The following is a 21,222-nucleotide window of genomic DNA, read 5'->3' as shown; positions in this document are numbered from 1 at the left end:
CTTAATCTTGAGGGCTAGACCCGTGTGATGACGCAGTGACCCTGACCTCCGCTCCCTCGGTCTCCAGTGCGTCCGATGCAGCCGGCAGTCGCCGGGTCACCGGGGCAGAGGCCCTGATGGATGCCCTGCATCGCCATGGCGTTGACACAATTTTCGGTTACCCCGGCGGAGCGATCCTGCCGATTTACGACGCCTTGCATGTGGCGGAAAGCCAAGGCTGGGTGAAGCACATCCTTGTGCGTCATGAGCAGGCGGGCACCCATGCCGCCGATGCCTATGCCCGTGCCACCGGCAAGGTCGGGGTGTGTTTCGGAACCTCTGGGCCTGGCGCTACCAACCTGGTGACCGGCATTGCTACCGCCCAGATGGACTCGGTGCCGATGGTGGTGATCACTGGTCAGGTGCCCCGCGCGGCGATCGGCACAGACGCCTTCCAGGAAACAGATATTTTCGGGATCACCCTTCCGATCGTGAAGCACTCCTGGGTGGTGCGTGATCCCGCGGATCTCGGTTCGATCGTTGCTCAAGCGTTTCTGATCGCTGCCAGCGGCAGGCCCGGTCCCGTGTTGATTGACATCCCTAAGGACGTCGGCCAGGAGGAGTTTGATTACGTGCCCGTTGAGCCTGGCAGTGTGATTCCTGCCGGTTTCCGTCAGCCCGCTCCTCCTGAAGAGGCAGCGGTGGAAGCGGCGCTTGCCCTGATCGAGGAGGCCCGTCGGCCCCTTCTCTACGTCGGAGGTGGTGCGATCTCAGCCGGAGCTCACGCCAGTCTGCGGATGCTTGCCGAACGTTTTCAGCTGCCTGTCACCACCACGTTGATGGGCAAAGGGGCCTTTGACGAGAACCATCCCCTCTCGGTGGGCATGCTGGGCATGCACGGCACGGCCTATGCCAATTTCGCTGTGACGGAATGCGATCTGTTGATTGCCGTAGGCGCCCGGTTTGATGACCGTGTCACGGGCAAACTCGACACCTTCGCGCCCCGGGCGCGAGTTGTGCATTTCGAGATTGATCCTGCTGAGGTGGGCAAGAACCGCCCCGCCGATGTGGCCGTGCTCGGTGACCTTGGCCTGAGCCTCTCGCGTTTGGTGGATCTGAGCCTTCAGCGTCATGAGGAGCCGCGAACCGCTGCTTGGCTCGAGCGCATCGAGGCTTGGAAGCAGCGTTATCCGCTCACGGTTCCCCAGCCGGAAGGTCCGATCTATCCCCAGGAAGTGCTGTTGGCTGTGCGTGATCTTTCCAACGACGCCATCGTCACCACGGACGTGGGCCAGCATCAGATGTGGGCGGCCCAGTATCTGCGCAATGGGCCCCGCGGCTGGATCAGTAGTGCTGGTCTTGGCACCATGGGTTTTGGCATGCCTGCTGCGATCGGCGCTCAGATGGCCTGTCCCGAGCGTCAGGTGATCTGCATCGCTGGCGACGCCAGCATCCTGATGAACATTCAGGAGTTGGGAACGCTTGCGGCCTATGGCCTGCCAGTGAAGGTGGTGATCGTCAACAACCATTGGCAGGGAATGGTGCGCCAGTGGCAGGAGAGTTTTTACGAGGAGCGCTATTCGGCCTCCGACATGCTCAATGGCATGCCTGACTTCATTGCGCTGGCTTCCGCCTTCGGAGTGGGTGGCGTCAAGATCACCGAACGCACCCGCTTGCATGCAGACCTGGGCGAGGCCCTGCGTGCTCCTGGCCCGATGCTGATCGACGTGCATGTGCGCCGTGGCGAGAACTGCTATCCGATGGTTCCCCCTGGCAAGAGCAATGCTCAGATGGTCGGCTTGCCGGCCCATCCCGAGCTGGCCATGGATACAACCCGCAGCTGTGGCAACTGTGGTGCCACAACGGCCCATGAACATCGCTTCTGTCCATCCTGTGGGGCTTCGCTCTGATGGGGAGGGATTGGAAAGCCCGACTCCTCCATCTGGTCTGCGTGGTGGTGTTGCTCCTGACTCTGCCGTTGGCTGCTGCTGCCGCAGAAGTCCTGCAGGTGCGCAGCCCCTCGCTGCTGCAAATCGGTGACCGCAACCGCAATTACACCGTGCGTCTCGCTTGCCTGGAGGTGGATGCAGCTCAGGAGGCGGAGGCCATCGATTGGCTGCGTCAGGCCCTGCCTAGGCGCCGTCGTGTCAATCTTCGTCCCGTGGGTACTGAAGACGGAACCTTGCTCGCCCGTGTGACTCCGCTTGGTGCAGAACAGGATCTGTCGATGGCGATGGATCAGGCCGGTGTCGGGCATTTCACTTGCCCCTCTGAACCTCCCACTGTTGCCAGCCTCTGAGATGGAGCGCAATCGTGTTGCGGCAGGCGTGGTGATGGTGCCCTGTGTGCTGCTTGGGGCCGCGTTCTTGAGTACGGCGGTGTGGACAGAAGCGGCCGGGGAGAACCGACCTCTGGCAGCGGTGATCGGTGTTCTTCTGATGCTGGCAGGTCTGGCGTCCTTGCGTCTGCCAGCTGTGGCCGACGCGGATCTGCCCGATCCTGTGACAAAGCCGGACGGGGTTGAAGACTCTCCCTAGCTTGAAGTCTTCAGAACGCACCCCTCCCTGCCATGGCCGCCTCGCCGGAGGCTCCCGTTCAAGATTCTGCTGTTTCAGGGCCCCTCGGCCCTGATCGGGAGGAGCGGGTTCTTGGGACGTTCGGGTGGCGTCAGGGTCGCCGCTTGAGGCAGGGGGCCATCGTTTTGGCGACTCTGCTCGGTTGTCAGGCCATGGCAGCGGCGCAGATGCCGAGGGCCTCTGTGGCCGTGCTTCTGCCCACTGGGCCCGATCGGGCGAGGGTGTCTTTCCTCGATGGCTTTCAACTCGGACAGGATGCCGTGCGCTCCTGCGGTCTTAAGCCCCTCATCCCCGACTGGCGACCGTTTGCCTGGGATGGAGATCCGCTCGCCTTGTTCCCATCTGGGACGGTGCCATCGCTAGTGGTTGCTCCCTATGCGGCTGATCTGCGTGCCTTCAGCAAGCTGGCGGAGATCAGTGATGCTCGCGTCTTGCTGCCCCTGCAGAGAGGTGCCTCCCTTCAGAGATTGAAGGGCCTGGATGCCGGCGGTCGGCTCTGGCCGCTCGTACCTTCGCGGGAGGAGGATTACCGCGCCCTGGCCACCGATGCCTTGAAACGAGGCTGGAAGCGGCTTGTGGTGGTGCGTGACCCCACAACCCTGCAGGGCGAGGCTGCCGCCGCCTTTGTGGAGCTGTTCCAGGGCGATGGGGGGCAGGTGCTCTCGTACAACGAGACCCTGCTGCAGGATGTGGATCCTTCCCGTCCTGAACAGCTGTCGCAGTTGGCGCAGGATTTGGCCTGGCTGGCTCCTGATGCCATGGTGCTGGCGGCTCCTCCGGATGGTGCGCTTGCTCAGGCCCTGCGCCAAGCCCAGCGGCAGGGCGAGCTCGTCCCGGCACATCCCACCTGGATCTGGCTTTTGCCTGCGGATCAGGCGGCCAGGCTGCCATCTCAGGACTGGCCCCAGCTGGCTCTGAAGCGCCCGGCGGTGGGGCCTGCCTGGGCTGCCTTCGCCAATCGCTTTCAGCAGCGCTTTGGTCAGGAACCTGATCAGTTGGCCGCGGCTGGTTATGAGACAGCGCGTGTTCTTGCCCTCTCCACGCTGGCACCATCACCCGTCTCCAGCGAGGGAACCCGTGATCCCCTCGGCTGGATCGATCCGGATGCCGAGGTCAGCCCCCTGTGTGAAGCGATGGCGCGTCGTCGTGATGGACAAAGGGTGCGACTGGAGGGAGTGGCCAGCCGCTTTGATCTGCGTGCCGGTCAGGCCCCCTCAGGCCGTGCCATCACCCGCCTGATTGCGGCTCAGTAGGTTTGAAAAGGTTCGGCGGGCGACGCGCGTGTTGCGCTTGAGCGAAGTGCGGTTACCCCTCGACCATGGGGTTGAGGATCTCGAGGTTGCGATCCTGCGTCGGCTGCGGCTGCCGGCCGACCAGCTTCTTAGCCATCGGCTTGTCAAGCGCAGCATCGATGCCCGTCGTCGCGAGCGGATTCAGATCATCTACAGCGTCGATGTTGAGGTGCAGGATGAGCGTGCGCTGCTCCGGCGCCATCGCGGCGAAGCCCGTCTACGTCCTGCACCTGAGACTGATTACCGCGCCGTGGGCCTGGCGCCAGAGGGGTTCCCCAGCGCACAGGAGCAACGTCCGGTGGTGGTGGGGGCTGGTCCCTGCGGCTATTTCGCAGCATTGCTGCTGGCACAGATGGGCTTCAGGCCCTTGCTTCTCGAACGTGGTCAGCCCGTGCGGCAGCGCACCGCTGACACCTTCGGCTTCTGGCGCGGTGCCCTGCCTCTGAACCCTGAGTCGAACGTGCAGTTCGGCGAGGGGGGCGCTGGCACCTTCTCCGATGGAAAGCTCTACAGCCAGGTCAGTGATCCTGAGCATTACGGCCGCAAAGTGCTGGAGGAGCTAGTGGCCAGCGGTGCTAACCCAGAGATCCTCACCGTGCATCGCCCTCATATCGGCACCTTCAAGCTCGCCACGGTTGTGCGCGGGCTCCGATCCAGAATCGAGGCCCTGGGCGGGGAGGTGCGCTTCGGAGCCCTGGTTGAGGAGTTGCTTGTCGAACCGCTCCAGGCCGAGGCGGAGGGGCAGACCCAACGCCTGGTGGGGGTTCGATTGGCTGATGGCTCGGTTTTGGCTTGCCGGCATCTTGTTCTGGCACCTGGGCATTCCGCCCGCGATACCTTCGCGATGCTGGAGCGGGTGGGTGTGGCGATGGAGGCCAAACCGTTCGCGGTTGGTTTGCGCATCGAACATCCGCAGCCACTGATCGATCGCGCCCGCTGGGGGCAGCAGGCGGGGCATGCGCGCCTTGGTGCCGCGGAGTACAAGCTCGTGCATCACGCCAGCAATGGACGCTGTGTTTACAGCTTCTGCATGTGCCCCGGAGGCCTTGTGGTGGGTGCCACCAGCGAACCAGGCCGAGTGGTGACCAACGGGATGAGTCAGCACTCTCGGAATGAACGCAATGCCAACAGCGGTTTAGTGGTTCCTGTTCAGCCTGAGGATCTAGAGCCGTTTGAACGCTATTCAGGAGATCCACTGGCAGGCGTGGCCTTTCAGCGCGCACTCGAAGAACGGGCTTTCACCCTGGGTGGAGAGGACTACAGCGCTCCTGTGCAGCGTTTGGAGGACTTTCTCTCCGGCAGCCCATCCACAGCCCTAGGCCTGATCCAACCCTCGTATCAACCAGGAGTTCGCCCTGCCGATCTTCGTGATGCTCTTCCTGCGCCCATGATTGAGGCATTGCAGGAAGCGCTGCCTCGTTTCGCGACACGCCTTGAGGGCTATGACCATCCAGACGCCATTCTCACTGGAGTGGAAACCCGCACCTCCTCACCGGTGCGCTTGACCAGGGATCAGCGGGGAGAGTCAATCAACACCCAGGGGCTCATGCCGGCGGGAGAGGGCGCCGGTTATGCCGGTGGGATCCTTTCAGCGGCGATCGATGGAATCCGTGCAGCAGAAGCAGTGGCTCTTCGTTTGCTTGAGGTTCAGAGCGGCGCCTGAGCAACGATGCCGCTCCACTGCACAGCCTTCACCTGATCCCGTCGCCAGGAATGGAAGAGATCCGGCTCGCTAACCGTGCAGAGAGGGCAGACGCTGATTCGCTCAGGTCGTAGGCCATGGCCAATGAGTTGGGCGCGGGCCGCCTGACGGATGTCGAGCCGACAGCGACCCGGTTCTGGATCATCGCTGGCGATGCCCTCCTGAAGGTTGGGATCAACGGAGGCGATGACCTGATCCGCTACGGAATCCTCTACCTGATAACAAGCTCCACTCACTGCAGGACCAAGGGCCACTACCAGGTCGCTTTGACTGGCGCCGCGTTGCTCGAGGAGGGCCACTGCTTCGCCCAGGATTCCGCTCGCCACACCACGCCAGCCGGCATGGCAAGCCGCCGCATGGCCGGTGCCTGGATCTGCGAGCAGTACTGGGGTGCAGTCAGCACCACAAACCCAGAGGCTTTGCCCTCCCCTGTCGCTGACCAGTCCATCGGCCTCCGGCCAGGGAGGACCGCTGGCCGCCGAGGCTTCCAGCACCCGTGAGCCGTGCACCTGCTGGGGACGGTGCACGCTGACGCCGGCCGAGAGATAGGCCGCCAACACATCCGGGGCTCGGCCCTGCCAGCGCCTGGTGAAGAATCCATGCTCAAAGCCCTGGTCCTGCAGCAGGTCTGCGCTCAAGTAGTAGCCCCCGTAGCAGCCAACCCAGGTCCATCCGTTCAGGGTGTTGAAGCGGGTATCGGGCTGGGCGAGCGGATCGCGCTCCTGGCCTGCGCTCATGGCTCCGGCTGGTCCCGAAGCATCCAGAAGCCCTCAAACCGAGGGGTGTCAGGCGTGGCTTGCACGGCAATGAATTGCAGACCCTTGACCTGTTCACGGGCTGAAGCCAGCAGCTCGACCGTCTCAGCTGCCGCATCGGCACTGAGGTCGGTCACCAGCCAGGTGTCGTCTTGACCGGCATCCAACACCAGCTGTTGACCGTCGACTCGAAGGCGCACTGGTTCAAGCCCACCGAGCCATCCGGCCAGGGCGAGGGCACGGGAACGGCTGAACAGCCGCAGTCCCGGCACCGAAAGCTCTGGATCAAGGCTGTCGGAAATCGGCAGCAGGTCGCTGAATCCCAAAGGCCAGTCGGCGGCCTCCCTGAGGCTGCCCAGAGGCAGGCTGGCCCAGCTGAGTGCATCACCTCGAACCGCTTCAGGGAGAGGGACGGCCGGGGTGCTGACGGGCGCTGGTGGTGGAGCGAGGGGACCGCTCATGTAGCCCTCCTCGAGCGGATACACCTCTTGATCGCGCTGGGCCAGCCAGTCGATCAGTGCATAGGTGCGGCGGCTGGAGATCACATCCAGTTCCAGTTCGGCAGCGGCTCGCAGCACCATCGTGCGCATGGCACTGCGCCATGAACGCAGGCGCCGCGGTGGTGCCCATCCCTCCCTGCTGGCCTGTTCAAGCGCATCCCGCAGAGCGGCGGCCAGCCAGGTGGAGTTGACGTCTCCAGCGGGGCAGCGCCGTTCGAATCGAAAGGGCTCAGCTCCTGAGAGATCTGGTGTTCCGGTGATCAGGAGTTCCCAGCGTTTCTTCCCGTCGGGTTCGAGAATCGGCCTGGAATAGAAATCAAGCTCCCAATCGGCCTGACGGGCTGACTGAGAGCTCGCGGTCGCGTCGCTCGACGGGGGGTCGGCCGTGATCATCCGGCGGATTGTTCCTGCTGCCTGAGGACGTTACGAGCCCTGTTGGCCCTGTCGGCGGCTTCTGCCATCACTTTGTCTTTTTCGATGAGCAGCTCACCGGGCTGCCCTTCCAGCATGGCGGTGTTCAAGGCGATCCGCCCCCGTCCAGGGTCGAGTTCAGTAATCAGGGCCTTGACCGTGTCGCCCTGATCGAACACCTCGCGCAGGGAGCGCATGCTGCCTCCGGTCACCATCGACTGGTGCAACAGGCCACTGATACCCCCGAGATCCACGAAGAAGCCGTAGGGCTTGACCGCCACCACCGTGCCTTCCACCAGCTGACCGACCTCGAGTTCCGCAAAGCGGGCGGCGGTGGCTGCCCGCTTTTCAGAAAGCACCAGTTTCCTGGTTTCGGAATTGACTTCCAGGAAGGCGACGCCAAGGGTCTTGCCCACTAAGGCCTCGTGGTTTTCACCGTCCTGCAGCTGGGAGCGGGGAATAAAGCCGCGCAGACCCTCCAGGTCGCAGGTCACGCCGCCGCGGTTGAAACCGCTGACCTTCACCTGAACAACCTTCCCTTCCTTTTCGAGCTGCTTCACCTTGTCCCAGCTCTTGCGCAGGGCCAGCGCACGGCAGCTGATCGTGACCATGCCATCCGCATTCTGTTCGCGGGTGACCAGCACCTCCACTTCTAGTCCCTTGGGGAAGCGCTCCTTCAGGTTGGTGATCACCCCGAGCCCGCATTCACTCTTGGGCATAAATCCGGGTGCTTTACCTCCGATGTCCACGTAGACACCGTCGCTTTCCATCCCGATCACGATCCCGGTGACCACTTCTCCGGTGGTACCGACTGGTTCGTTCTCATCGAGTGCCGCGAGGAAGGCATCCTCATCGAAATCGAAATCATCCACGCTGCGGCTGGCGGCACGAGCAGCCGGCTGCTGCTGGCCGGCACCACCGCCTCGGCTCTGGTCTGCGGGGCCCAGAAGGTCTGCCATGGTCAGCCCCTCAAGTTCGGAGCTGTCGAAGCGGCTGTCGTCCTCAGAATCCCCAGCGACGGATCGCTGCGGCGGAGCTGGCCGGCTGGGGGCCTTGGGGTCCATTGGGCTGCCGGCGGCTGCGGCAGCTTGCTCGAGGGCTCTGGCACGCTCTTCGGCTGCCGCAGCCGCAGCCCTGGCTTCCTCGGCTTCCTTGAGCAGCCGCTCCTGCTCCTCCTTTTTGCTGATGTGCATCACCAGCTGGGGTTTGCGTGGTGCTTCCGCCGATGGCACTGCAGGTTTCGGCTGCTTGGGCTGCGGACTGCCGGATCCGGCCATGGGCCCTGGGGGGTGTCGATCGGACAGTCTGACAGGCAGGGTGGAGATTGAGCGCCGTCTTCAGTCGTGATGCTTTCTCCACTGAATCGTCTGGATGCGTTGAGCTGGCCTCAGGTGAAGGCCGCCCTGAATCGAGAAGGTTCCACGGTGGTTTGGCCCTTCGGCGCCTGTGAACAACACGGTCCTCAACTGCCTTTGACCACCGATGCGCTGTTCGCTGAACGAATCCTTCAGGTGGTCCTGGAGCAACTGCCTTCTGAGCTGCCCATCTGGGCTTTGCCTGTGCAGGCCATCGGGTTTTCTCCTGAGCACGCTGGCTTCCCAGGCACGCTCAGCCTTTCGGCCGATCTCCTGATCCGTCTGCTCGAGGAGGTGGGATCTCAGCTGGCCGATGCGGGAGCGCAGAGGTTGGTGTTGTTCAACGCCCATGGTGGGCAAATCGGTTTGCTTCAGGCGGCGGCTCGCAGCCTGCGGGCCCTTCGGCCTTCCCTGGCGGTGCTGCCCTGTTTCCTTTGGAGTGGCGTGGCGGGTCTGGAGGCCTTGCTTCCCGAGCAGGAGGCTCGGGAGGGGCTCCATGCCGGTTTGGCGGAGACAAGCCTGATGCTGGCGCTCGCTCCCCATCTGGTCGGCTCCGAACGGCCCGTTGATGGCCTCCATCACGATCCGTCGCTGCCGGCCACACCCCCTCCAGGTTGGAGTCTGGAGGGGCATGCCCCCTGTGCCTGGTTCACCAGGGAGCTCAGTGCAACCGGCGTCATCGGGGATAGCCGTCAGGCATCAGAGGCGCTGGGGAAGGCACTCGAGGAAGCCCTGGTTCGCCATTGGCTGGATCGCTTCCAGGCCTTGCTTGCCAGTGACTGGCCTCCGAGAGCGCAGGTCATCAGGTTGTGATCTCAGAACGCGGAAGCAGTCCAACTGCGGATGTGCTGGTTACAGTCGGTCCCATTGCTCATCACGAGAGACCCATGCCGACCCTCGAGACGTCTGAGGTCGCCGTCCTTGAAGACCAGTCAGGGTCCGCATCCCAGCTGCCCGACTTCACCAGCGCGGCCTACAAAGACGCCTACAGCCGCATCAACGCGATCGTCATCGAGGGCGAGCAGGAAGCGCACGACAACTACATCGCCCTTGGCACGCTCATCCCCGAGCAGCAGGAGGAGCTGGCCCGTCTTGCACGCATGGAGATGAAGCACATGAAGGGCTTCATGTCCTGCGGACGCAATCTCGGAGTTGAGGCCGATATGCCCTTCGCCCGAGAGTTCTTTGCTCCCCTGCACGGCAACTTTCAGGCGGCTCTCAAGGAGGGCAAGGTGGTTACTTGCCTGCTGATCCAGGCACTCCTGATTGAGGCGTTCGCCATTTCGGCCTATCACATCTATATCCCTGTGGCCGATCCCTTCGCTCGCAAGATCACTGAGGGTGTGGTGAAGGATGAATACACCCATCTCAATTACGGCCAGGAGTGGCTCAAGGCAAACTTCGAAGGCAGCCGAGACGAGCTGATGGAGGCCAACAAGGTCAACCTCCCCCTGATCCGCTCCATGCTCGAGCAAGTGGCTGCCGACGCCTCTGCCTTGCAGATGGAGAAAGAAGACCTGATCGAGGATTTCCTGATCGCTTACCAGGAAGCGCTCAGCGAGATCGGCTTCAGTTCCCGCGATATCGCCCGTATGGCCGCGGCTGCTCTCGCCATTTGAGCCCACTGTTGAGGGCAATCATTTGATCTGAGGGCAATCTTCCGGATCTCAGGCCTTGGTTTCCCCGGCCTGGGATCCGACGCTCCGGTTCTGCTTCGTGCACACTCACGTAGCTTCGGATACATGCTTTCGTGGGAGCATGGCGGGCCAGGCCGCTTTCCCTTGTGCCCCTGGCTTTAAATCTGTTGAACGTCGGCGGGACATGTTTGGTCTGATCGGACACTCCACAAGCTTTGAGGCTGCCCGGCGTAAAGCCTCGGAGCTTGGATTCGATCACATTGCCGAAGGGGATTTGGACGTGTGGTGCAGCGCACCCCCTCAGCTGGTCGAGACCTTTGAAGTCACCAGCCCCACCGGCACCACCATTACCGGTGCCTATATCGACTCCTGCTTCGTGCCGGAGATGCTGAGTCGGTTCAAGACCGCTCGTCGCAAGGTTCTCAATGCGATGGAGCTTGCTCAGAAGAAGGGCATCAGCATCACAGCCCTCGGCGGCTTCACCTCGATCATTTTCGAGAACTTCAATCTGCTTCAGCATCAGCATGTGCGCAGCACAACCCTGGAGTGGGAACGCTTCACCACGGGAAATACCCACACCGCATGGGTGATCAGCCGTCAGGTCGAAGTGAACGCGCCCCTGCTAGGGATTGACCTCTCCAAGGCCAGGGTGGCTGTGGTGGGAGCCACTGGAGACATCGGCAGCGCTGTTTGCCGTTGGCTTTCGCAGCGCACCGGAGTGGCTGAATTGCTGTTGGTGGCCCGTCAGCAGCAGCCCCTGCTTGATCTGCAGCAAGAGCTTGGTGGTGGACGCATTCTCACCCTTGAGGAGGCTCTTCCTGAGGCGGATGTGGTGGTTTGGGTCGCAAGCATGCCCCGCACACTTGAAATCGACGCCAGCACATTGCGTCAACCCTGCCTGATGATTGATGGCGGTTATCCAAAGAATCTCGACGCTCGTATCGCCGGCTCAGGCGTTCATGTGCTCAAAGGTGGCATTGTCGAGTTCAGCACCGACATCGGCTGGACCATGATGGAGATCGCTGAGATGGAAAAGCCGCAACGACAGATGTTTGCCTGTTTCGCTGAAGCAATGCTTCTGGAATTTGAGGGCTGTCATACGAATTTCAGCTGGGGTCGCAACAACATCACGCTCGAGAAGATGGACTTCATTGGTGCAGCATCCCAGCGCCACGGTTTCTCCACGCTCAACCTGCCCACCTCTGTTCAGGCCGCTGCAGCCTGAACTCTTCCCCCATCTCTGTCATGGCCCGTCGTCCCCTGCTCGATTTTGAGAAGCCCCTGGTGGAGCTGGAGCAGCAGATCGAGCAGATTCGACAGCTGGCACGCGACTCAGAGGTCGATGTGAGCCAGCAGCTTCTGCAGCTGGAGACCCTGGCCGCCCGGCGTCGTGAAGAGATCTTCTCCAACCTGACGCCCGCGCAGAAGATTCAGGTCGCTCGTCATCCCCATCGTCCGAGCACCCTGGATTTCATTCAGATGTTCTGTGACGACTGGGTTGAGCTCCATGGTGATCGCCGCGGGAGCGATGATCAGGCCCTTGTGGGAGGTCTGGGCAGAATCGGATCGCGTTCCGTGCTTCTGCTTGGTCATCAGAAGGGGCGGGACACTAAGGAAAACGTGGCCCGCAATTTTGGGATGGCCACTCCTGGGGGCTATCGCAAGGCCTTGCGTCTGATGGATCACGCCGATCGTTTTGGTCTGCCGATCTTGAGCTTCATCGACACACCAGGGGCCTACGCCGGTCTGCTGGCCGAGGAGCAGGGACAGGGTGAAGCGATCGCGGTCAACCTGCGTGAAATGTTCCGATTGCGCGTGCCGATCATCGCAACGGTCATTGGCGAGGGCGGTTCAGGTGGTGCTTTGGGAATTGGTGTGGCCGATCGCCTGTTGATGTTCGAGCACAGCGTCTACACCGTGGCAAGTCCGGAGGCTTGTGCGTCCATTCTTTGGCGCGATGCAGGGAAGGCCCCTGAGGCGGCAGCGGCCCTGCGCATCACCGGCCCTGACCTCCAAAGCCTCGGAGTGGTGGATGAAGTGCTCCCTGAGCCGGCTGGAGGCAACAATTGGGCTCCTCTTCAGGCCGGTGAAGTGCTCAAGGAAGCGATTGAGCGCCATCTGAGCGAACTCGAGCTGCTGTCTCCTAATGATCTGCGGGAGCAGCGGTACCGCAAATTCCGCGCGATGGGTCGGGTCCTGTCGTCGGGGACTCCGGAAATCGATCCGGCTGTCTAGGGTGTCTCGGCTTGCAAGGCCGATTTGCCTTCTGTTCTGATCACCGGTGCTTCACGAGGCATCGGTCATGCGACAGCACGACGCTTCGCCGATGCCGGATGGGATCTCCTTTTGGTGTCCCGCAGTGAGGCGGCTCTTCAGTCTCTTGCCTCGGAGTTGTCCAGCACCGGTCGCAAAGTGCACTACCGGGCCATTGACCTGAGTGCCCCCGAAGCCATCGCTACCGGCGTGGAGGAACTCCTCAGCTTGGGGCTGCGTCCTTCCGTGCTCATCAACAACGCAGGCGCTGCCTGGACCGGTGAGCTCCTGGACATGCCCCTTGACCGCTGGCAGTGGTTGCTCCAGCTCAATCTCACCAGCGTCTTTCAGATCTGTGCAGCAGTGGTGCCGGTGATGCGCCCCTCCGGAGGTCTCGTCATCAATGTGAGCAGCCATGCTGCTCGCAACGCCTTCCCAGGCTGGGGGGCGTACTGCACCACCAAGGCTGCTCTGGCTAGCTTCACCCGATGTTTGGCAGAGGAGGAGCGAAAGCATGGAGTGCGTGCTTGCACGCTCACGCTCGGTGCAGTGGATTCCCCTCTCTGGGATTCCCCCACGGTGCAGAGCGACTTCGACCGCCGTGCCATGCTTCCTGTCGAACAGGCAGCGGCAGCCCTCCTCCATCTCGCTCAGCAACCTGCTACGCAGGTGATTGAGGATCTCACTCTGATGCCAGCAACTGGCGCTTTTTGAACCCGGCATTCATGACTTCTACGCTTTCTGCCTCAGCCAACGGTCTCAGCCGTGAAAAAGCCCCGGTGCTGCCTCAGAGCATCTCTGCCAGGATTCGGGCGCGCCTGAAAGCAGCTGACGCCAGCTTCCTGGCGAACGACAATATTGCTGATTACATCCTCGAGGGTGAACTTGAGGGGTTGGAAAGTGAGGTTGCGGATCGCGTTCGTGATCTTCTTCGCGCTCTTGTGATTGACATTGAGAACGATCACAACACTGAGGAGACAGCCGAGCGTGTTGCGCGCATGTATCTCCAGGAGGTGTTCAAGGGTCGCTACCACCAGCAGCCCAAGGTCGCCAGTTTCCCCAACGTCAAAAATCTCGATGAGATTTACACCGTGGGACCAATCACGGTGCGCTCCGCCTGTTCGCACCATCTGGTGCCGATCATGGGCAACTGCTGGATCGGGATCAAGCCTGGTAGCCGGGTGATCGGTCTTTCCAAGTTCACCCGTGTGGCCGACTGGGTCTTTTCAAGGCCTCACATCCAGGAGGAAGCCGTGATGATCCTGGCGGACGAAATTGAGCGACTCTGTGAACCCCAGGGTCTTGGCATCATTGTTAAAGCCCAGCACTACTGCATGAAGTGGCGTGGTGTTCGTGAGCCGCAGACCAGCATGGTGAACTCGGTCGTGAGGGGAGATTTCCGTCACGACCCAAGCCTGAAGCAGGAATTTTTTGAATTGGTGCGTCAGCAGGAAGCCCTTCTGAGCACCTGACCGCCCACAGCGTCAGTTCACAGGCACAGGTCCGATTGTGTTGCTGTTCACGCGGCTCACCTTTCCGTTCTGGTCGGTGACAGTCAAAACAGCCATCACTGAACTGCCTGCATCGTCAGGCCCGATGGTGTAGGTGCTCTCGCTCACGTCCTGCACCAAGATCCAGGCCCCGTTGCCTTGGCGCCGGTACCAGTGGATATGAACGGCTGAAATGGATCCGCCATTCAGCATCAGCTCTGCCTTCAGCAGCTGCCCCTGTCGGGCCTCACCCACCAGAACAAAACGCTGAAGATCGCTGATGGTCTGTTGGATCCGTCCTTCAGCCTGGAGACCACTGCTGATCTCCCCGTCCAGCACCTGGATCTGCTGCTGAGGATCCGCCGTCATACCTGGCACGCACTGAAGGCTTCCGTTCTCGAGCCGGCATCCCGCCAGCATTCCCTGACTGCGCACGCCAGGGGTTCCAAGGAATGCAAGCACGCTGGCGAGTCCTAGGGGGGCCAGGCGGATCAGTGCGGATCCCATCAGTCAAAAGAGGTTGGGCGCTAACGCTATCCCTGGTTGCTCCCGATGGCGTCCACCAGAGCCTGCACTTTTTGAAGGTCTTTCAAGCCCGGGGAAATTTCCAGGCGACTGGAGGCATCCAGTCCATCGGGCTGAACGCGTTCCAGCAGGTCTGGGATCCACTCCGCACTGATCCCCCCGGCCAGCCACCAGGGCAGGCTGGACGGACGCAGGCTTTGTAGGGTCTGGAGCCAGTCGAGATTCAGGCGATGCCCGGTACCACCGAGCTGCTCAGGGCTCCAGGCATCGAGCAGTAGGGCATCAACGCAGTCCTCGTAGGAGGCGAGTTGCTCCAGATCCGCTGGCTCCCGGATCCGCATGGCTTTCCACCAGCGCACCTCAGGGTGACGCTGCCGCAAGCTGCGGCAGCGTTCAGCCGATTCGCCTCCATGCAGCTGCACCACGCTCGGTGCGCCGTCACCGCAGAGAGCCGCTGCTATCGCGGCATCGTCGAGGTTGGCGACCACCCAGACCCGCTCCAGGTCTGGGAACGACGTCTGAAGGCCAGCGAACAATTCACGGCGTTCCGTTGCATTCAGGTGTCTCGGGGATTCCGGTACTCCAATCACACCGATCGCCTCCACACCCATGGCTGCGACTGCGTGGGCCTGCTGTGGGTCCTTCAGGCCACAGATCTTCAGGTTCGGGCGTCGCTTGGGCATGACAGGCACAGTTTCTAGGATTGAATCAACTCGGGATTTTGAACAGCCCGGGATCTTGAACTGCCCGGTGGAGGGTTTCGTGGGTGAAGGCTGGCAGTTGATGAGGATTCGGGGCATCCCCTTACGGGTCCACCCCAGTTGGTTTCTCATCTTGATGCTGGCCACCCTGGCGTTTCAGAACCAGGTGGCCACTCAGCCTGCTGCGCAGACAGCTGGAGCTTGGCTCAGCTGGTTGCTTGGCCTTGTGACGGCGCTGCTTCTGTTCGTTTCGGTGCTGCTCCACGAACTCGGCCACTCCCTTGTCGCTCTGCAGGAGGGGGTCAAGGTGCGCAGCATCACGCTCTTCCTGTTGGGCGGTGTCGCCAGTGTCGAACGCGAGTGCTCGACCCCCATGGGCACCCTGCGGGTCGCTGCTGCCGGCCCCTTGGTCAGCCTCGGCCTTGCGGCCCTGCTGTTGTTATCCATTCACCCGGCCGGACACCTCAATCCTTTGCTCGGCAATCTGGTCGGTCAGCTCGGTGCCCTCAATTTGGTGCTGGCGCTGTTCAATCTGCTGCCAGGACTCCCCCTTGATGGTGGGTTGATTCTCAAGGCCCTCGTGTGGCAGTGGACCGGCAGTCAGCGCAAGGGCATCCAGGTGGCCAGTGCCACGGGGCGAACCCTCTCCTTGTTTGCGATGGTGATGGGAGCCTGGCTGTTTTTGCGGGGCGGCGGTCTTGGGGCACTCTGGTTGGTGATGCTGGGCTGGTTTGGTCTCGGGGCATCCCGCAGCCAGGGTCAGGTTCTCGCTCTTCAGCAGGTGCTGCGTCGCATCACCGTCGCTGATGCCAGCAGCCGCCGCTTCCGGGTGCTTGAGTTTGACCAGACCCTCAGACGCCTCAGTCAGCTGCGTCTGGCTTCCTCCGGCGCGAATGACGGGACCGACTCTGTGGGTGACTGGGTGCTGATTACCCGATCCGGGCGCTGGGTTGGCTATGTCACCGATGCCCCCCTCAGGGATCTGCCCGTGCAGCAGTGGGATCGACAGCGGCTGGGGGATCATCTGCGCCCGCTGGAGGAGCTTCCCTCGATCGCTGACACCGCTCCTCTCTGGAGGGCGGTTCTGGCCTTGGAGAGCAGTGCGGAGGGCCGCCTGCTCGTGATGAATCGGGCAGGACTGCCCGGGGGCACGATCGATCGCTGTGATGTGGGGGAAGCGGTGCTCAAAGCCCTGTCTCTGCGCCTGCCGCCCTCGCTGCTTGAGGCCGCCAGGCGCCAGAACATTTATCCCTTTGGACTTCCGCTTGTGCAGGCCGTGGAGACCATGCGGGCCTCGGGACTCCTGGAGGACGACCCTGAAGTTCCGGCGGATGCTCAGGCCAGGCGGTAGTTCTCGCTAGCCGACTTCACCTGTTGCCAGGCATCATCCCCAAGGGTTTGCCCATGCCAATGGACCTCCGGCCAACGGTTCTGCAGTGTTTGGGTGAGGGCGGTAATCAGCTCCTGTTGGGTTAACGCTTCCAGCGGGGCGGGGGGAGTGCTGTCGAACAGCGTCTCCCAGAGATCAGCTGGGGGCTGAAGCACGATCTCACCGTGCTGGAGCAGGTGTCCATGCAGCCAGTACTGAGCACTACCGATCCGTTTGTGAGCTTCACTGTTGTGAGCTCCACTGTTGTGAGGTTCACGGTCCACCAGGTCCGCTGCACTGGCGCCAGCAAAGCAGTTCTGCAGCCTTGCAGTGGCCGCAGATCGGCCGGGCTCAAGCGTGTGACCCAGGCTCTGGAAGCTGTCGATTAGCCAGGTCGATGTCTGCCGGTAAGCCTCGCGCCGCTGGCGGGGGGCACCCGGCCAGATCAGTGCGTAGGTCAGCCCTCCGGAGTGGAGCACGGCGCCGCCGCCACTGGGCCGTCGCACGAGCTTGATGACACCTGCATCCGCCAGGGCCTGCCAGTGGGGCGGCGTCGCGACCTGGTGGCGACCCAGGGAAAGCCAGGGGCCCTTCCAACCGTAAAAGCGAAGCACCGGGCTTTTTGTTCCGGAGGTCACGCTCTGCTCGAGCAGCCACCGGTCCAGAGCCATCTGACTGGGCCCGTCCAGCTCCAGAAACGGAAGCGTCCAGCCCTGTCCCGCGGGCATGGGTCGGCAGGATGCGGTGGTTGAAAGGATCGGCATGGAGCTCGGGGATCTGCTGCTGGTGCTGCCCCTCGGGCTGCTCGCTGGCCTGCTGGCCGGTCTGCTGGGAATTGGTGGTGGGTTGATCTTCGCGCCTCTGCTCCTCTGGATGGGGCTGAGTCCCCATCAAGCGTTAGCCACCAGCACCTTCGCAATTGTGCCCACGGCTCTCGGGGGCACGCTCACCCACCTTCGCGCCAGGGGGCTCCCAGGCCGAGCCGGGTTCGTCTTGGGTCTGGCCGCCTTCGTGGCGGCACTCCTGTTCAGTCGCCTCGGTCGCTTTGCGGCCGGCTGGCACCTCCTGGCACTACAGGCTCTTCTGTATCTGCTGTTGGCACTCACGATCCAGGCAGATCATGCCGGTCCTGAGACGCGCTCTGATGCACGAGAACCCCTGGTCGGGATGGCAGCCATCGGCGGCGTGGCCGGCCTGGCTGGTGGATTGTTGGGACTCGGGGGTGGACTTGTGATGGTGCCCTTGATGGTGCGGGGACTCTCTGTGCCGATTCATCTGGCGATTCGTTTCAGCACCCTCGCGGTGGCCTGTTCAGCCAGTGCCGCCTCCCTGCAGTTTCTGGAGATGGGGCGGGGGGTCCCCCTGCTTGGTCTGGTGCTGGGGGGAGTGGCGGCTCTGGCGGCTCAGTGGAGTGCCTCCCGGCTCGATCGGGTCGGCGGGGCCAGGCTCGCCTGGATGCTCCGAGCCCTTTCCTTACTGCTGGCTTTCGATAGCGGTCGCAGGGCGCTGATGCTTGCGCTCCTGGATCACGCTTGATCCAGCAGGGCCCAGAAGGCGGGTTCCAGCTCGTAGCCAAGGCTTTGGGCCATCTGGGTGAGATTGCCGCGCTGGCTCTCGCCCCTTTGCTTGGTGAGGTCATCCAGCAGCATTAAGCGTTGGGTGATCCAGAGCTCCAGGGCCTGGGGATCGAAGCGAAGACCTTCGCTGCGGCTGAAGTGATGGGGAACGAGCATCGCCACGTGCTGAGCGAGGGAGCCGCTGTTCCGGTCGAGGAGCAGCGGTAGCCAGGGGCAGCGGCCATCAGCACGAAGCGCCCAAAGCCTTGGCTCTGGGCATTCGCTCAGCTCCCGGGGATCCTCCGACTCTCGTGGCCAGACGTACTCCAGCGTTAAAACAGCACCGGCTTCGAGTCGATCCTTCAGAGGTAACGCCAGCCATTCGGAGAGGGGAGCAAGATCCAGGCGGCGGATCGCCTCCTCCGAGATCAGCACAGACATGGATGGTGTGACAGGCCTTTGCGAATGATGGCGTCCTGTGCGGCCATGCAGGAAGAATGGAAAGGCTTTTCCCCGAAAATCATGGCCAGCTCCCTCACCCAGGCTGAAGTGCTGATCGCTCTTGTGGTGGCGGCTCACGCCGGTGTGCTGGCCGTGCGTCTGTGCGTCAGCCTCTATCGCGCCTGAATGCATCTGGGGAGGCCTAGTCAACTGATGTTTGCTGCGTTACAAGCGGGCATCTGAACTCAAGCGGTGGCCTCCTCCCTGGCTCAATCAAGCCGATCGCTTCGCGGTCGTCCATCGGTCACCACTAAAGGCGGTCCTGCTGATGCTGCAAGCATTGCCTCTGACCTCCAGCTCGAGGCTGAGCGCAGGGAGATGGTCTGGAGTGCCCTCGCTCTGGCTGTGAAAGTTGGTTTGATTGCCCTTGGGACGGTCAGCCTTGTGAAGCTCTCCTTGGCTTATCAACAACGGCTCGATCGTCATGGTGAGCTGGCTGCAGTTGTTGAGGTGGAGACCAGCAAGCTCCACGGACTGCAGCAACGCTTTGATCGTCTCTTCAGCCTTGGCGGTGACCGCCGATTCATGGATGAGCAGGATCAGTGGATCGAGCCCAATCGGTTGAGGGTGATCTGGCGCTGAGCCGCCAACTGTTGCACTCCCTCTTTGCTGGGGGCTTGGGGGGGGCTCCCCCCGCTTAGCTTGACTCCCCTGAGTCGCAAGAATCGCTCTGATGGCTGCCCCATCAATTCCTTCCGGTGTCCAGGCCGGTACACCTGGAACCGTGTTGATCACTGGCACCACGTCCGGGGTCGGACTCAATGCCGCCAAGGCGATGGTGGATCGGGGTTGGCGGGTTGTGACTGCCAACCGTGACCCTGTTCGAGCTGCCGAGGCTGCTGACGCTCTCGGCATTGATTCCCGACAGCTGAATCACCTGCGCATCGACTTTGGCGATCTGGAGAGTGTGCGTGCGGGTGTTGAGACTCTCGTGGGTTCCCTGTCCGGTGAGTTGGACGCCGTCGTCTGCAATGCGGCGGTTTACAAGCCTCGCCTCAAGCAGCCCGAGCGCTCACCCCAGGGGTACGAAATTTCCATGGCCACGAACCACCTTGGCCATTTCCTCCTGATTCAGATGCTCATGGAGTCCCTCAAGGCCTCCAGTCATCCGTCCCGTCGGGTGGTGATCCTCGGCACCGTCACCGCCAATTCCAAAGAACTTGGAGGCAAGATTCCAATTCCTGCACCCGCTGATCTTGGTGATCTCTCAGGGTTCGAGCAAGGTTTTCAGGCCCCGATCAGCATGGCCAGCGGCAAAGCTTTCAAGCCTGGAAAAGCCTATAAAGACAGCAAGCTCTGCAACATGATCACGACCCAGGAGCTGCATCGTCGGCTTCATGAGCGGACAGGAATCGTGTTCAGTTCGCTCTACCCAGGCTGCGTGGCGGATACCCCTTTGTTCCGCAACACGCCGAAGGCGTTCCAAACCATTTTTCCCTGGTTTCAGAAAAACATCACCGGCGGCTATGTCAGTCAGGCCTTGGCTGGTGAGCGGGTGGCCCAGGTGGTCGCTGATCCGGAGTTTGCTGTTTCCGGGGTGCATTGGAGCTGGGGCAATCGCCAGAAAAAAGATGGTCGTCAGTTCAGCCAAGAGCTCTCGGACAAGGCCACGGACCCCTCAACCGCTGCACGGGTCTGGGATCTGTCGATGAAGCTTGTGGGCCGCTCCGAGGTGGAAAGCTGAGCTCAGTCGAAGCCGAGCAGATCGAAGATCTCCCGATCCTTGAGAGGCTCGGCCTCCAAGGGTTCCACCTTGTCGAGCATCGCCTGGGCGAGGTTGAGGTATTCGTTCTGGACCTCCTTCACGGCTGGGTCGCTGTCGTCCATTTCGAAGATCGTGCATTTCTTCAGGCGTGAGCGCCTGATCGCATCCACGTCGCGGAAGTGGGCCATGGTGCGAAGGCCAGTGCGCGCATTGAATTTGTCGATCTGGTCGGTGTCAGCTGAGCGGTTGGCAACCACTCCACCGAGGCGCACCTTGTAGTTCTTTGCCTTGGCTTGAATCGCAGCCACGATTCGGTTCATCGCGAAGATCGAATCAAAATCGTTGGCGGTGACAATCAGGCAGTAGTTGGCATGTTGCAAGGGGGCTGCAAAGCCACCACACACCACGTCTCCCAGCACATCAAAGATCACCACATCGGTGTCTTCAAGAAGGTGGTGCTCCTTCAGCAGCTTCACGGTCTGACCGGTCACGTAACCACCACAGCCCGTACCGGCAGGAGGCCCCCCGCTTTCCACGCATTGCACGCCATTGAATCCCGTGAAGACAAAATCTTCCGGTCGTAGTTCTTCGCTGTGAAAGTCAACCTCCTCAAGGATGTCGATCACCGTTGGCACCATGCGGTGGGTGAGGGTGAAGGTGCTGTCATGTTTGGGGTCGCACCCGATCTGAAGCACCCGTTTGCCCAGCTTGGAAAAGGCAGCGGAGAGATTGGAGGATGTGGTCGATTTGCCGATTCCCCCTTTGCCGTAAACGGCAATGACCAGAGCCCCCTCCTGGATGCTCACCGAGGCATCCTGGTGGACCTGCACGCTGCCTTCACCATCGGCAGGCCTGCTCAGGGTTGTTGTCATTGGAAAGAACCACTTGTTTTCATTGAACTGCAGCAGGGGTGGA

Annotated in this window: 24 protein-coding genes; 16 read left to right on the top strand and 8 right to left on the bottom strand. The window is 61.9% G+C overall.

What is annotated here, in order from left to right:
* The first annotated feature begins 35 nt into the window (after nucleotides 1-35).
* Genes ilvB through CWE17_RS00755 form a run of 5 tightly spaced genes read left to right on the top strand, consistent with a single transcriptional unit; the run spans nucleotide 36 to nucleotide 5,510 of the window.
* Entirely contained in the window at nucleotides 36-1,889 is a 1,854-nt protein-coding gene (ilvB, locus tag CWE17_RS00775) for a biosynthetic-type acetolactate synthase large subunit (RefSeq protein WP_131454462.1), read from the top strand.
* Nucleotides 1,889-2,278, top strand: coding sequence for a nuclease (locus CWE17_RS00770; protein WP_131454461.1), 390 nt, complete (start codon nucleotides 1,889-1,891; stop codon nucleotides 2,276-2,278). The genes ilvB and CWE17_RS00770 overlap by 1 nt, the downstream gene beginning before the upstream one ends.
* Before the next feature lies 1 nt (nucleotide 2,279).
* Nucleotides 2,280-2,516, top strand: a complete 237-nt coding sequence (locus CWE17_RS00765) for a GIVxVP protein (RefSeq protein ID WP_131454793.1) — start codon at nucleotides 2,280-2,282, stop codon at nucleotides 2,514-2,516.
* Between the two features lie 32 nt (nucleotides 2,517-2,548).
* Nucleotides 2,549-3,808 (top strand): ABC transporter substrate-binding protein, encoded by a 1,260-nt coding sequence (locus CWE17_RS00760; protein ID WP_240789179.1) that lies wholly within the window; start codon nucleotides 2,549-2,551, stop codon nucleotides 3,806-3,808.
* 28 nt (nucleotides 3,809-3,836) lie between these two features.
* Nucleotides 3,837-5,510: an NAD(P)/FAD-dependent oxidoreductase gene (locus tag CWE17_RS00755; protein WP_131454460.1), complete on the top strand. Its 1,674-nt coding sequence runs from the start codon at nucleotides 3,837-3,839 to the stop codon at nucleotides 5,508-5,510.
* Here the strand turns inward: CWE17_RS00755 and pgeF are convergent.
* The 3 genes from pgeF to CWE17_RS00740 are packed head-to-tail and all read right to left on the bottom strand — an operon-like array spanning nucleotide 5,495 to nucleotide 8,492.
* On the bottom strand, nucleotides 5,495-6,286 hold the full coding sequence (gene pgeF / locus CWE17_RS00750) for a peptidoglycan editing factor PgeF (RefSeq protein WP_131454459.1): 792 nt from the start codon (nucleotides 6,284-6,286) through the stop codon (nucleotides 5,495-5,497). The two genes, CWE17_RS00755 and pgeF, sit on opposite strands and share 16 nt — an antisense overlap.
* Nucleotides 6,283-7,197: a Tab2/Atab2 family RNA-binding protein gene (locus tag CWE17_RS00745; protein ID WP_131454458.1), complete on the bottom strand. Its 915-nt coding sequence runs from the start codon at nucleotides 7,195-7,197 to the stop codon at nucleotides 6,283-6,285. Before CWE17_RS00745 ends, pgeF begins: the two co-directional genes overlap by 4 nt.
* Nucleotides 7,194-8,492 (bottom strand): S1 RNA-binding domain-containing protein, encoded by a 1,299-nt coding sequence (locus CWE17_RS00740; RefSeq protein WP_131454457.1) that lies wholly within the window; start codon nucleotides 8,490-8,492, stop codon nucleotides 7,194-7,196. The genes CWE17_RS00745 and CWE17_RS00740 overlap by 4 nt, the downstream gene beginning before the upstream one ends.
* A gap of 69 nt (nucleotides 8,493-8,561) precedes the next feature.
* Here CWE17_RS00740 and CWE17_RS00735 point away from each other — a divergent pair, with 69 nt between their 5' ends.
* The 6 genes from CWE17_RS00735 (at nucleotide 8,562) to folE (ending at nucleotide 13,932) form a co-directional block, all read left to right on the top strand.
* On the top strand, nucleotides 8,562-9,383 hold the full coding sequence (locus CWE17_RS00735; RefSeq protein WP_131454456.1) for a creatininase family protein: 822 nt from the start codon (nucleotides 8,562-8,564) through the stop codon (nucleotides 9,381-9,383).
* A 74-nt stretch (nucleotides 9,384-9,457) separates the two neighbouring features.
* The gene (locus CWE17_RS00730) at nucleotides 9,458-10,189 is read left to right on the top strand and encodes an aldehyde oxygenase (deformylating) (protein WP_131454455.1); all 732 of its coding nucleotides are present in this window, start codon (nucleotides 9,458-9,460) and stop codon (nucleotides 10,187-10,189) included.
* Nucleotides 10,190-10,391: 202 nt separating this feature from the next.
* Nucleotides 10,392-11,432, top strand: a complete 1,041-nt coding sequence (locus CWE17_RS00725) for a long-chain acyl-[acyl-carrier-protein] reductase (RefSeq protein WP_131454454.1) — start codon at nucleotides 10,392-10,394, stop codon at nucleotides 11,430-11,432.
* Nucleotides 11,433-11,452: 20 nt separating this feature from the next.
* The gene (locus CWE17_RS00720; protein ID WP_131454453.1) at nucleotides 11,453-12,442 is read left to right on the top strand and encodes an acetyl-CoA carboxylase carboxyltransferase subunit alpha; all 990 of its coding nucleotides are present in this window, start codon (nucleotides 11,453-11,455) and stop codon (nucleotides 12,440-12,442) included.
* A gap of 24 nt (nucleotides 12,443-12,466) precedes the next feature.
* Entirely contained in the window at nucleotides 12,467-13,174 is a 708-nt protein-coding gene (locus CWE17_RS00715; RefSeq protein WP_131454452.1) for an SDR family oxidoreductase, read from the top strand.
* Nucleotides 13,175-13,185: 11 nt separating this feature from the next.
* Entirely contained in the window at nucleotides 13,186-13,932 is a 747-nt protein-coding gene (folE, locus tag CWE17_RS00710; protein ID WP_131454451.1) for a GTP cyclohydrolase I, read from the top strand.
* 12 nt (nucleotides 13,933-13,944) lie between these two features.
* Here folE and CWE17_RS00705 read toward each other — a convergent pair whose 3' ends face one another.
* Together CWE17_RS00705 and CWE17_RS00700 are read right to left on the bottom strand one after the other, a co-directional pair.
* A complete protein-coding gene (locus tag CWE17_RS00705) occupies nucleotides 13,945-14,457 on the bottom strand; it encodes a hypothetical protein (RefSeq protein ID WP_131454450.1) in 513 nt (170 codons plus the stop codon).
* A gap of 26 nt (nucleotides 14,458-14,483) precedes the next feature.
* Nucleotides 14,484-15,158 (bottom strand): phosphoribosylanthranilate isomerase, encoded by a 675-nt coding sequence (locus tag CWE17_RS00700; protein ID WP_131454449.1) that lies wholly within the window; start codon nucleotides 15,156-15,158, stop codon nucleotides 14,484-14,486.
* Nucleotides 15,159-15,237: 79 nt separating this feature from the next.
* Here CWE17_RS00700 and CWE17_RS00695 point away from each other — a divergent pair, with 79 nt between their 5' ends.
* On the top strand, nucleotides 15,238-16,527 hold the full coding sequence (locus tag CWE17_RS00695; protein WP_131454791.1) for a site-2 protease family protein: 1,290 nt from the start codon (nucleotides 15,238-15,240) through the stop codon (nucleotides 16,525-16,527).
* On the opposite strand, the gene CWE17_RS00690 is transcribed toward CWE17_RS00695, so the two are convergent.
* Nucleotides 16,512-17,273, bottom strand: coding sequence for a lipoate--protein ligase family protein (locus tag CWE17_RS00690; RefSeq protein WP_240789178.1), 762 nt, complete (start codon nucleotides 17,271-17,273; stop codon nucleotides 16,512-16,514). The two genes, CWE17_RS00695 and CWE17_RS00690, sit on opposite strands and share 16 nt — an antisense overlap.
* Before the next feature lie 34 nt (nucleotides 17,274-17,307).
* Here CWE17_RS00690 and CWE17_RS00685 point away from each other — a divergent pair, with 34 nt between their 5' ends.
* Nucleotides 17,308-18,081: a sulfite exporter TauE/SafE family protein gene (locus CWE17_RS00685; RefSeq protein ID WP_131454447.1), complete on the top strand. Its 774-nt coding sequence runs from the start codon at nucleotides 17,308-17,310 to the stop codon at nucleotides 18,079-18,081.
* Here CWE17_RS00685 and CWE17_RS00680 read toward each other — a convergent pair.
* Nucleotides 18,072-18,542, bottom strand: a complete 471-nt coding sequence (locus CWE17_RS00680; protein WP_131454446.1) for a CRR6 family NdhI maturation factor — start codon at nucleotides 18,540-18,542, stop codon at nucleotides 18,072-18,074. The two genes, CWE17_RS00685 and CWE17_RS00680, sit on opposite strands and share 10 nt — an antisense overlap.
* A gap of 81 nt (nucleotides 18,543-18,623) precedes the next feature.
* Here CWE17_RS00680 and psaM point away from each other — a divergent pair, with 81 nt between their 5' ends.
* The 3 genes from psaM (at nucleotide 18,624) to CWE17_RS00665 (ending at nucleotide 20,286) form a co-directional block, all read left to right on the top strand.
* A complete protein-coding gene (gene psaM, locus CWE17_RS00675; RefSeq protein WP_007101959.1) occupies nucleotides 18,624-18,728 on the top strand; it encodes a photosystem I reaction center subunit XII in 105 nt (34 codons plus the stop codon).
* Nucleotides 18,729-18,881: 153 nt separating this feature from the next.
* Entirely contained in the window at nucleotides 18,882-19,184 is a 303-nt protein-coding gene (locus CWE17_RS00670; RefSeq protein WP_131454790.1) for a hypothetical protein, read from the top strand.
* Between the two features lie 91 nt (nucleotides 19,185-19,275).
* Nucleotides 19,276-20,286 carry a protochlorophyllide reductase gene (locus tag CWE17_RS00665; protein WP_131454445.1) on the top strand — a complete coding sequence of 337 codons (1,011 nt, stop codon included), beginning with the start codon at nucleotides 19,276-19,278 and terminating at the stop codon, nucleotides 20,284-20,286.
* A 2-nt stretch (nucleotides 20,287-20,288) separates the two neighbouring features.
* Here CWE17_RS00665 and bchL read toward each other — a convergent pair whose 3' ends face one another.
* Complete coding sequence (bchL, locus tag CWE17_RS00660; protein WP_131454444.1) at nucleotides 20,289-21,179, bottom strand: ferredoxin:protochlorophyllide reductase (ATP-dependent) iron-sulfur ATP-binding protein; 891 nt, start codon at nucleotides 21,177-21,179, stop codon at nucleotides 20,289-20,291.
* Nucleotides 21,180-21,222: the final 43 nt, after the last annotated feature.

This window comes from Synechococcus sp. BS56D (genome assembly GCF_004332405.1).
Lineage (GTDB): Bacteria > Cyanobacteriota > Cyanobacteriia > PCC-6307 > Cyanobiaceae > Synechococcus_C.
Note: the sequence above shows the minus strand (reverse complement) of the source record. Positions and strands in the feature narration are given on the sequence as shown.

Excerpts from the sequence above, each read along its gene's own strand:
- CWE17_RS00770 (WP_131454461.1), top strand. The coding sequence starts at position 1,889 with ATGGGGAGGGATTGGAAAGCCCGACTCCTCCATCTGGTCTGCGTGGTG.
- CWE17_RS00765 (WP_131454793.1), top strand. The coding sequence starts at position 2,280 with ATGGAGCGCAATCGTGTTGCGGCAGGCGTGGTGATGGTGCCCTGTGTG.
- CWE17_RS00760 (WP_240789179.1), top strand. The coding sequence starts at position 2,549 with ATGGCCGCCTCGCCGGAGGCTCCCGTTCAAGATTCTGCTGTTTCAGGG.
- pgeF (WP_131454459.1), bottom strand. The coding sequence starts at position 6,286 with ATGAGCGCAGGCCAGGAGCGCGATCCGCTCGCCCAGCCCGATACCCGC.
- CWE17_RS00745 (WP_131454458.1), bottom strand. The coding sequence starts at position 7,197 with ATGATCACGGCCGACCCCCCGTCGAGCGACGCGACCGCGAGCTCTCAG.
- CWE17_RS00740 (WP_131454457.1), bottom strand. The coding sequence starts at position 8,492 with ATGGCCGGATCCGGCAGTCCGCAGCCCAAGCAGCCGAAACCTGCAGTG.
- CWE17_RS00735 (WP_131454456.1), top strand. The coding sequence starts at position 8,562 with ATGCTTTCTCCACTGAATCGTCTGGATGCGTTGAGCTGGCCTCAGGTG.
- CWE17_RS00730 (WP_131454455.1), top strand. The coding sequence starts at position 9,458 with ATGCCGACCCTCGAGACGTCTGAGGTCGCCGTCCTTGAAGACCAGTCA.
- CWE17_RS00725 (WP_131454454.1), top strand. The coding sequence starts at position 10,392 with ATGTTTGGTCTGATCGGACACTCCACAAGCTTTGAGGCTGCCCGGCGT.
- CWE17_RS00720 (WP_131454453.1), top strand. The coding sequence starts at position 11,453 with ATGGCCCGTCGTCCCCTGCTCGATTTTGAGAAGCCCCTGGTGGAGCTG.
- folE (WP_131454451.1), top strand. The coding sequence starts at position 13,186 with ATGACTTCTACGCTTTCTGCCTCAGCCAACGGTCTCAGCCGTGAAAAA.
- CWE17_RS00705 (WP_131454450.1), bottom strand. The coding sequence starts at position 14,457 with ATGGGATCCGCACTGATCCGCCTGGCCCCCCTAGGACTCGCCAGCGTG.
- CWE17_RS00700 (WP_131454449.1), bottom strand. The coding sequence starts at position 15,158 with ATGCCCAAGCGACGCCCGAACCTGAAGATCTGTGGCCTGAAGGACCCA.
- CWE17_RS00690 (WP_240789178.1), bottom strand. The coding sequence starts at position 17,273 with ATGCCCGCGGGACAGGGCTGGACGCTTCCGTTTCTGGAGCTGGACGGG.
- CWE17_RS00685 (WP_131454447.1), top strand. The coding sequence starts at position 17,308 with ATGGAGCTCGGGGATCTGCTGCTGGTGCTGCCCCTCGGGCTGCTCGCT.
- CWE17_RS00680 (WP_131454446.1), bottom strand. The coding sequence starts at position 18,542 with ATGTCTGTGCTGATCTCGGAGGAGGCGATCCGCCGCCTGGATCTTGCT.
- psaM (WP_007101959.1), top strand. The coding sequence starts at position 18,624 with ATGGCCAGCTCCCTCACCCAGGCTGAAGTGCTGATCGCTCTTGTGGTG.
- CWE17_RS00665 (WP_131454445.1), top strand. The coding sequence starts at position 19,276 with ATGGCTGCCCCATCAATTCCTTCCGGTGTCCAGGCCGGTACACCTGGA.
- bchL (WP_131454444.1), bottom strand. The coding sequence starts at position 21,179 with ATGACAACAACCCTGAGCAGGCCTGCCGATGGTGAAGGCAGCGTGCAG.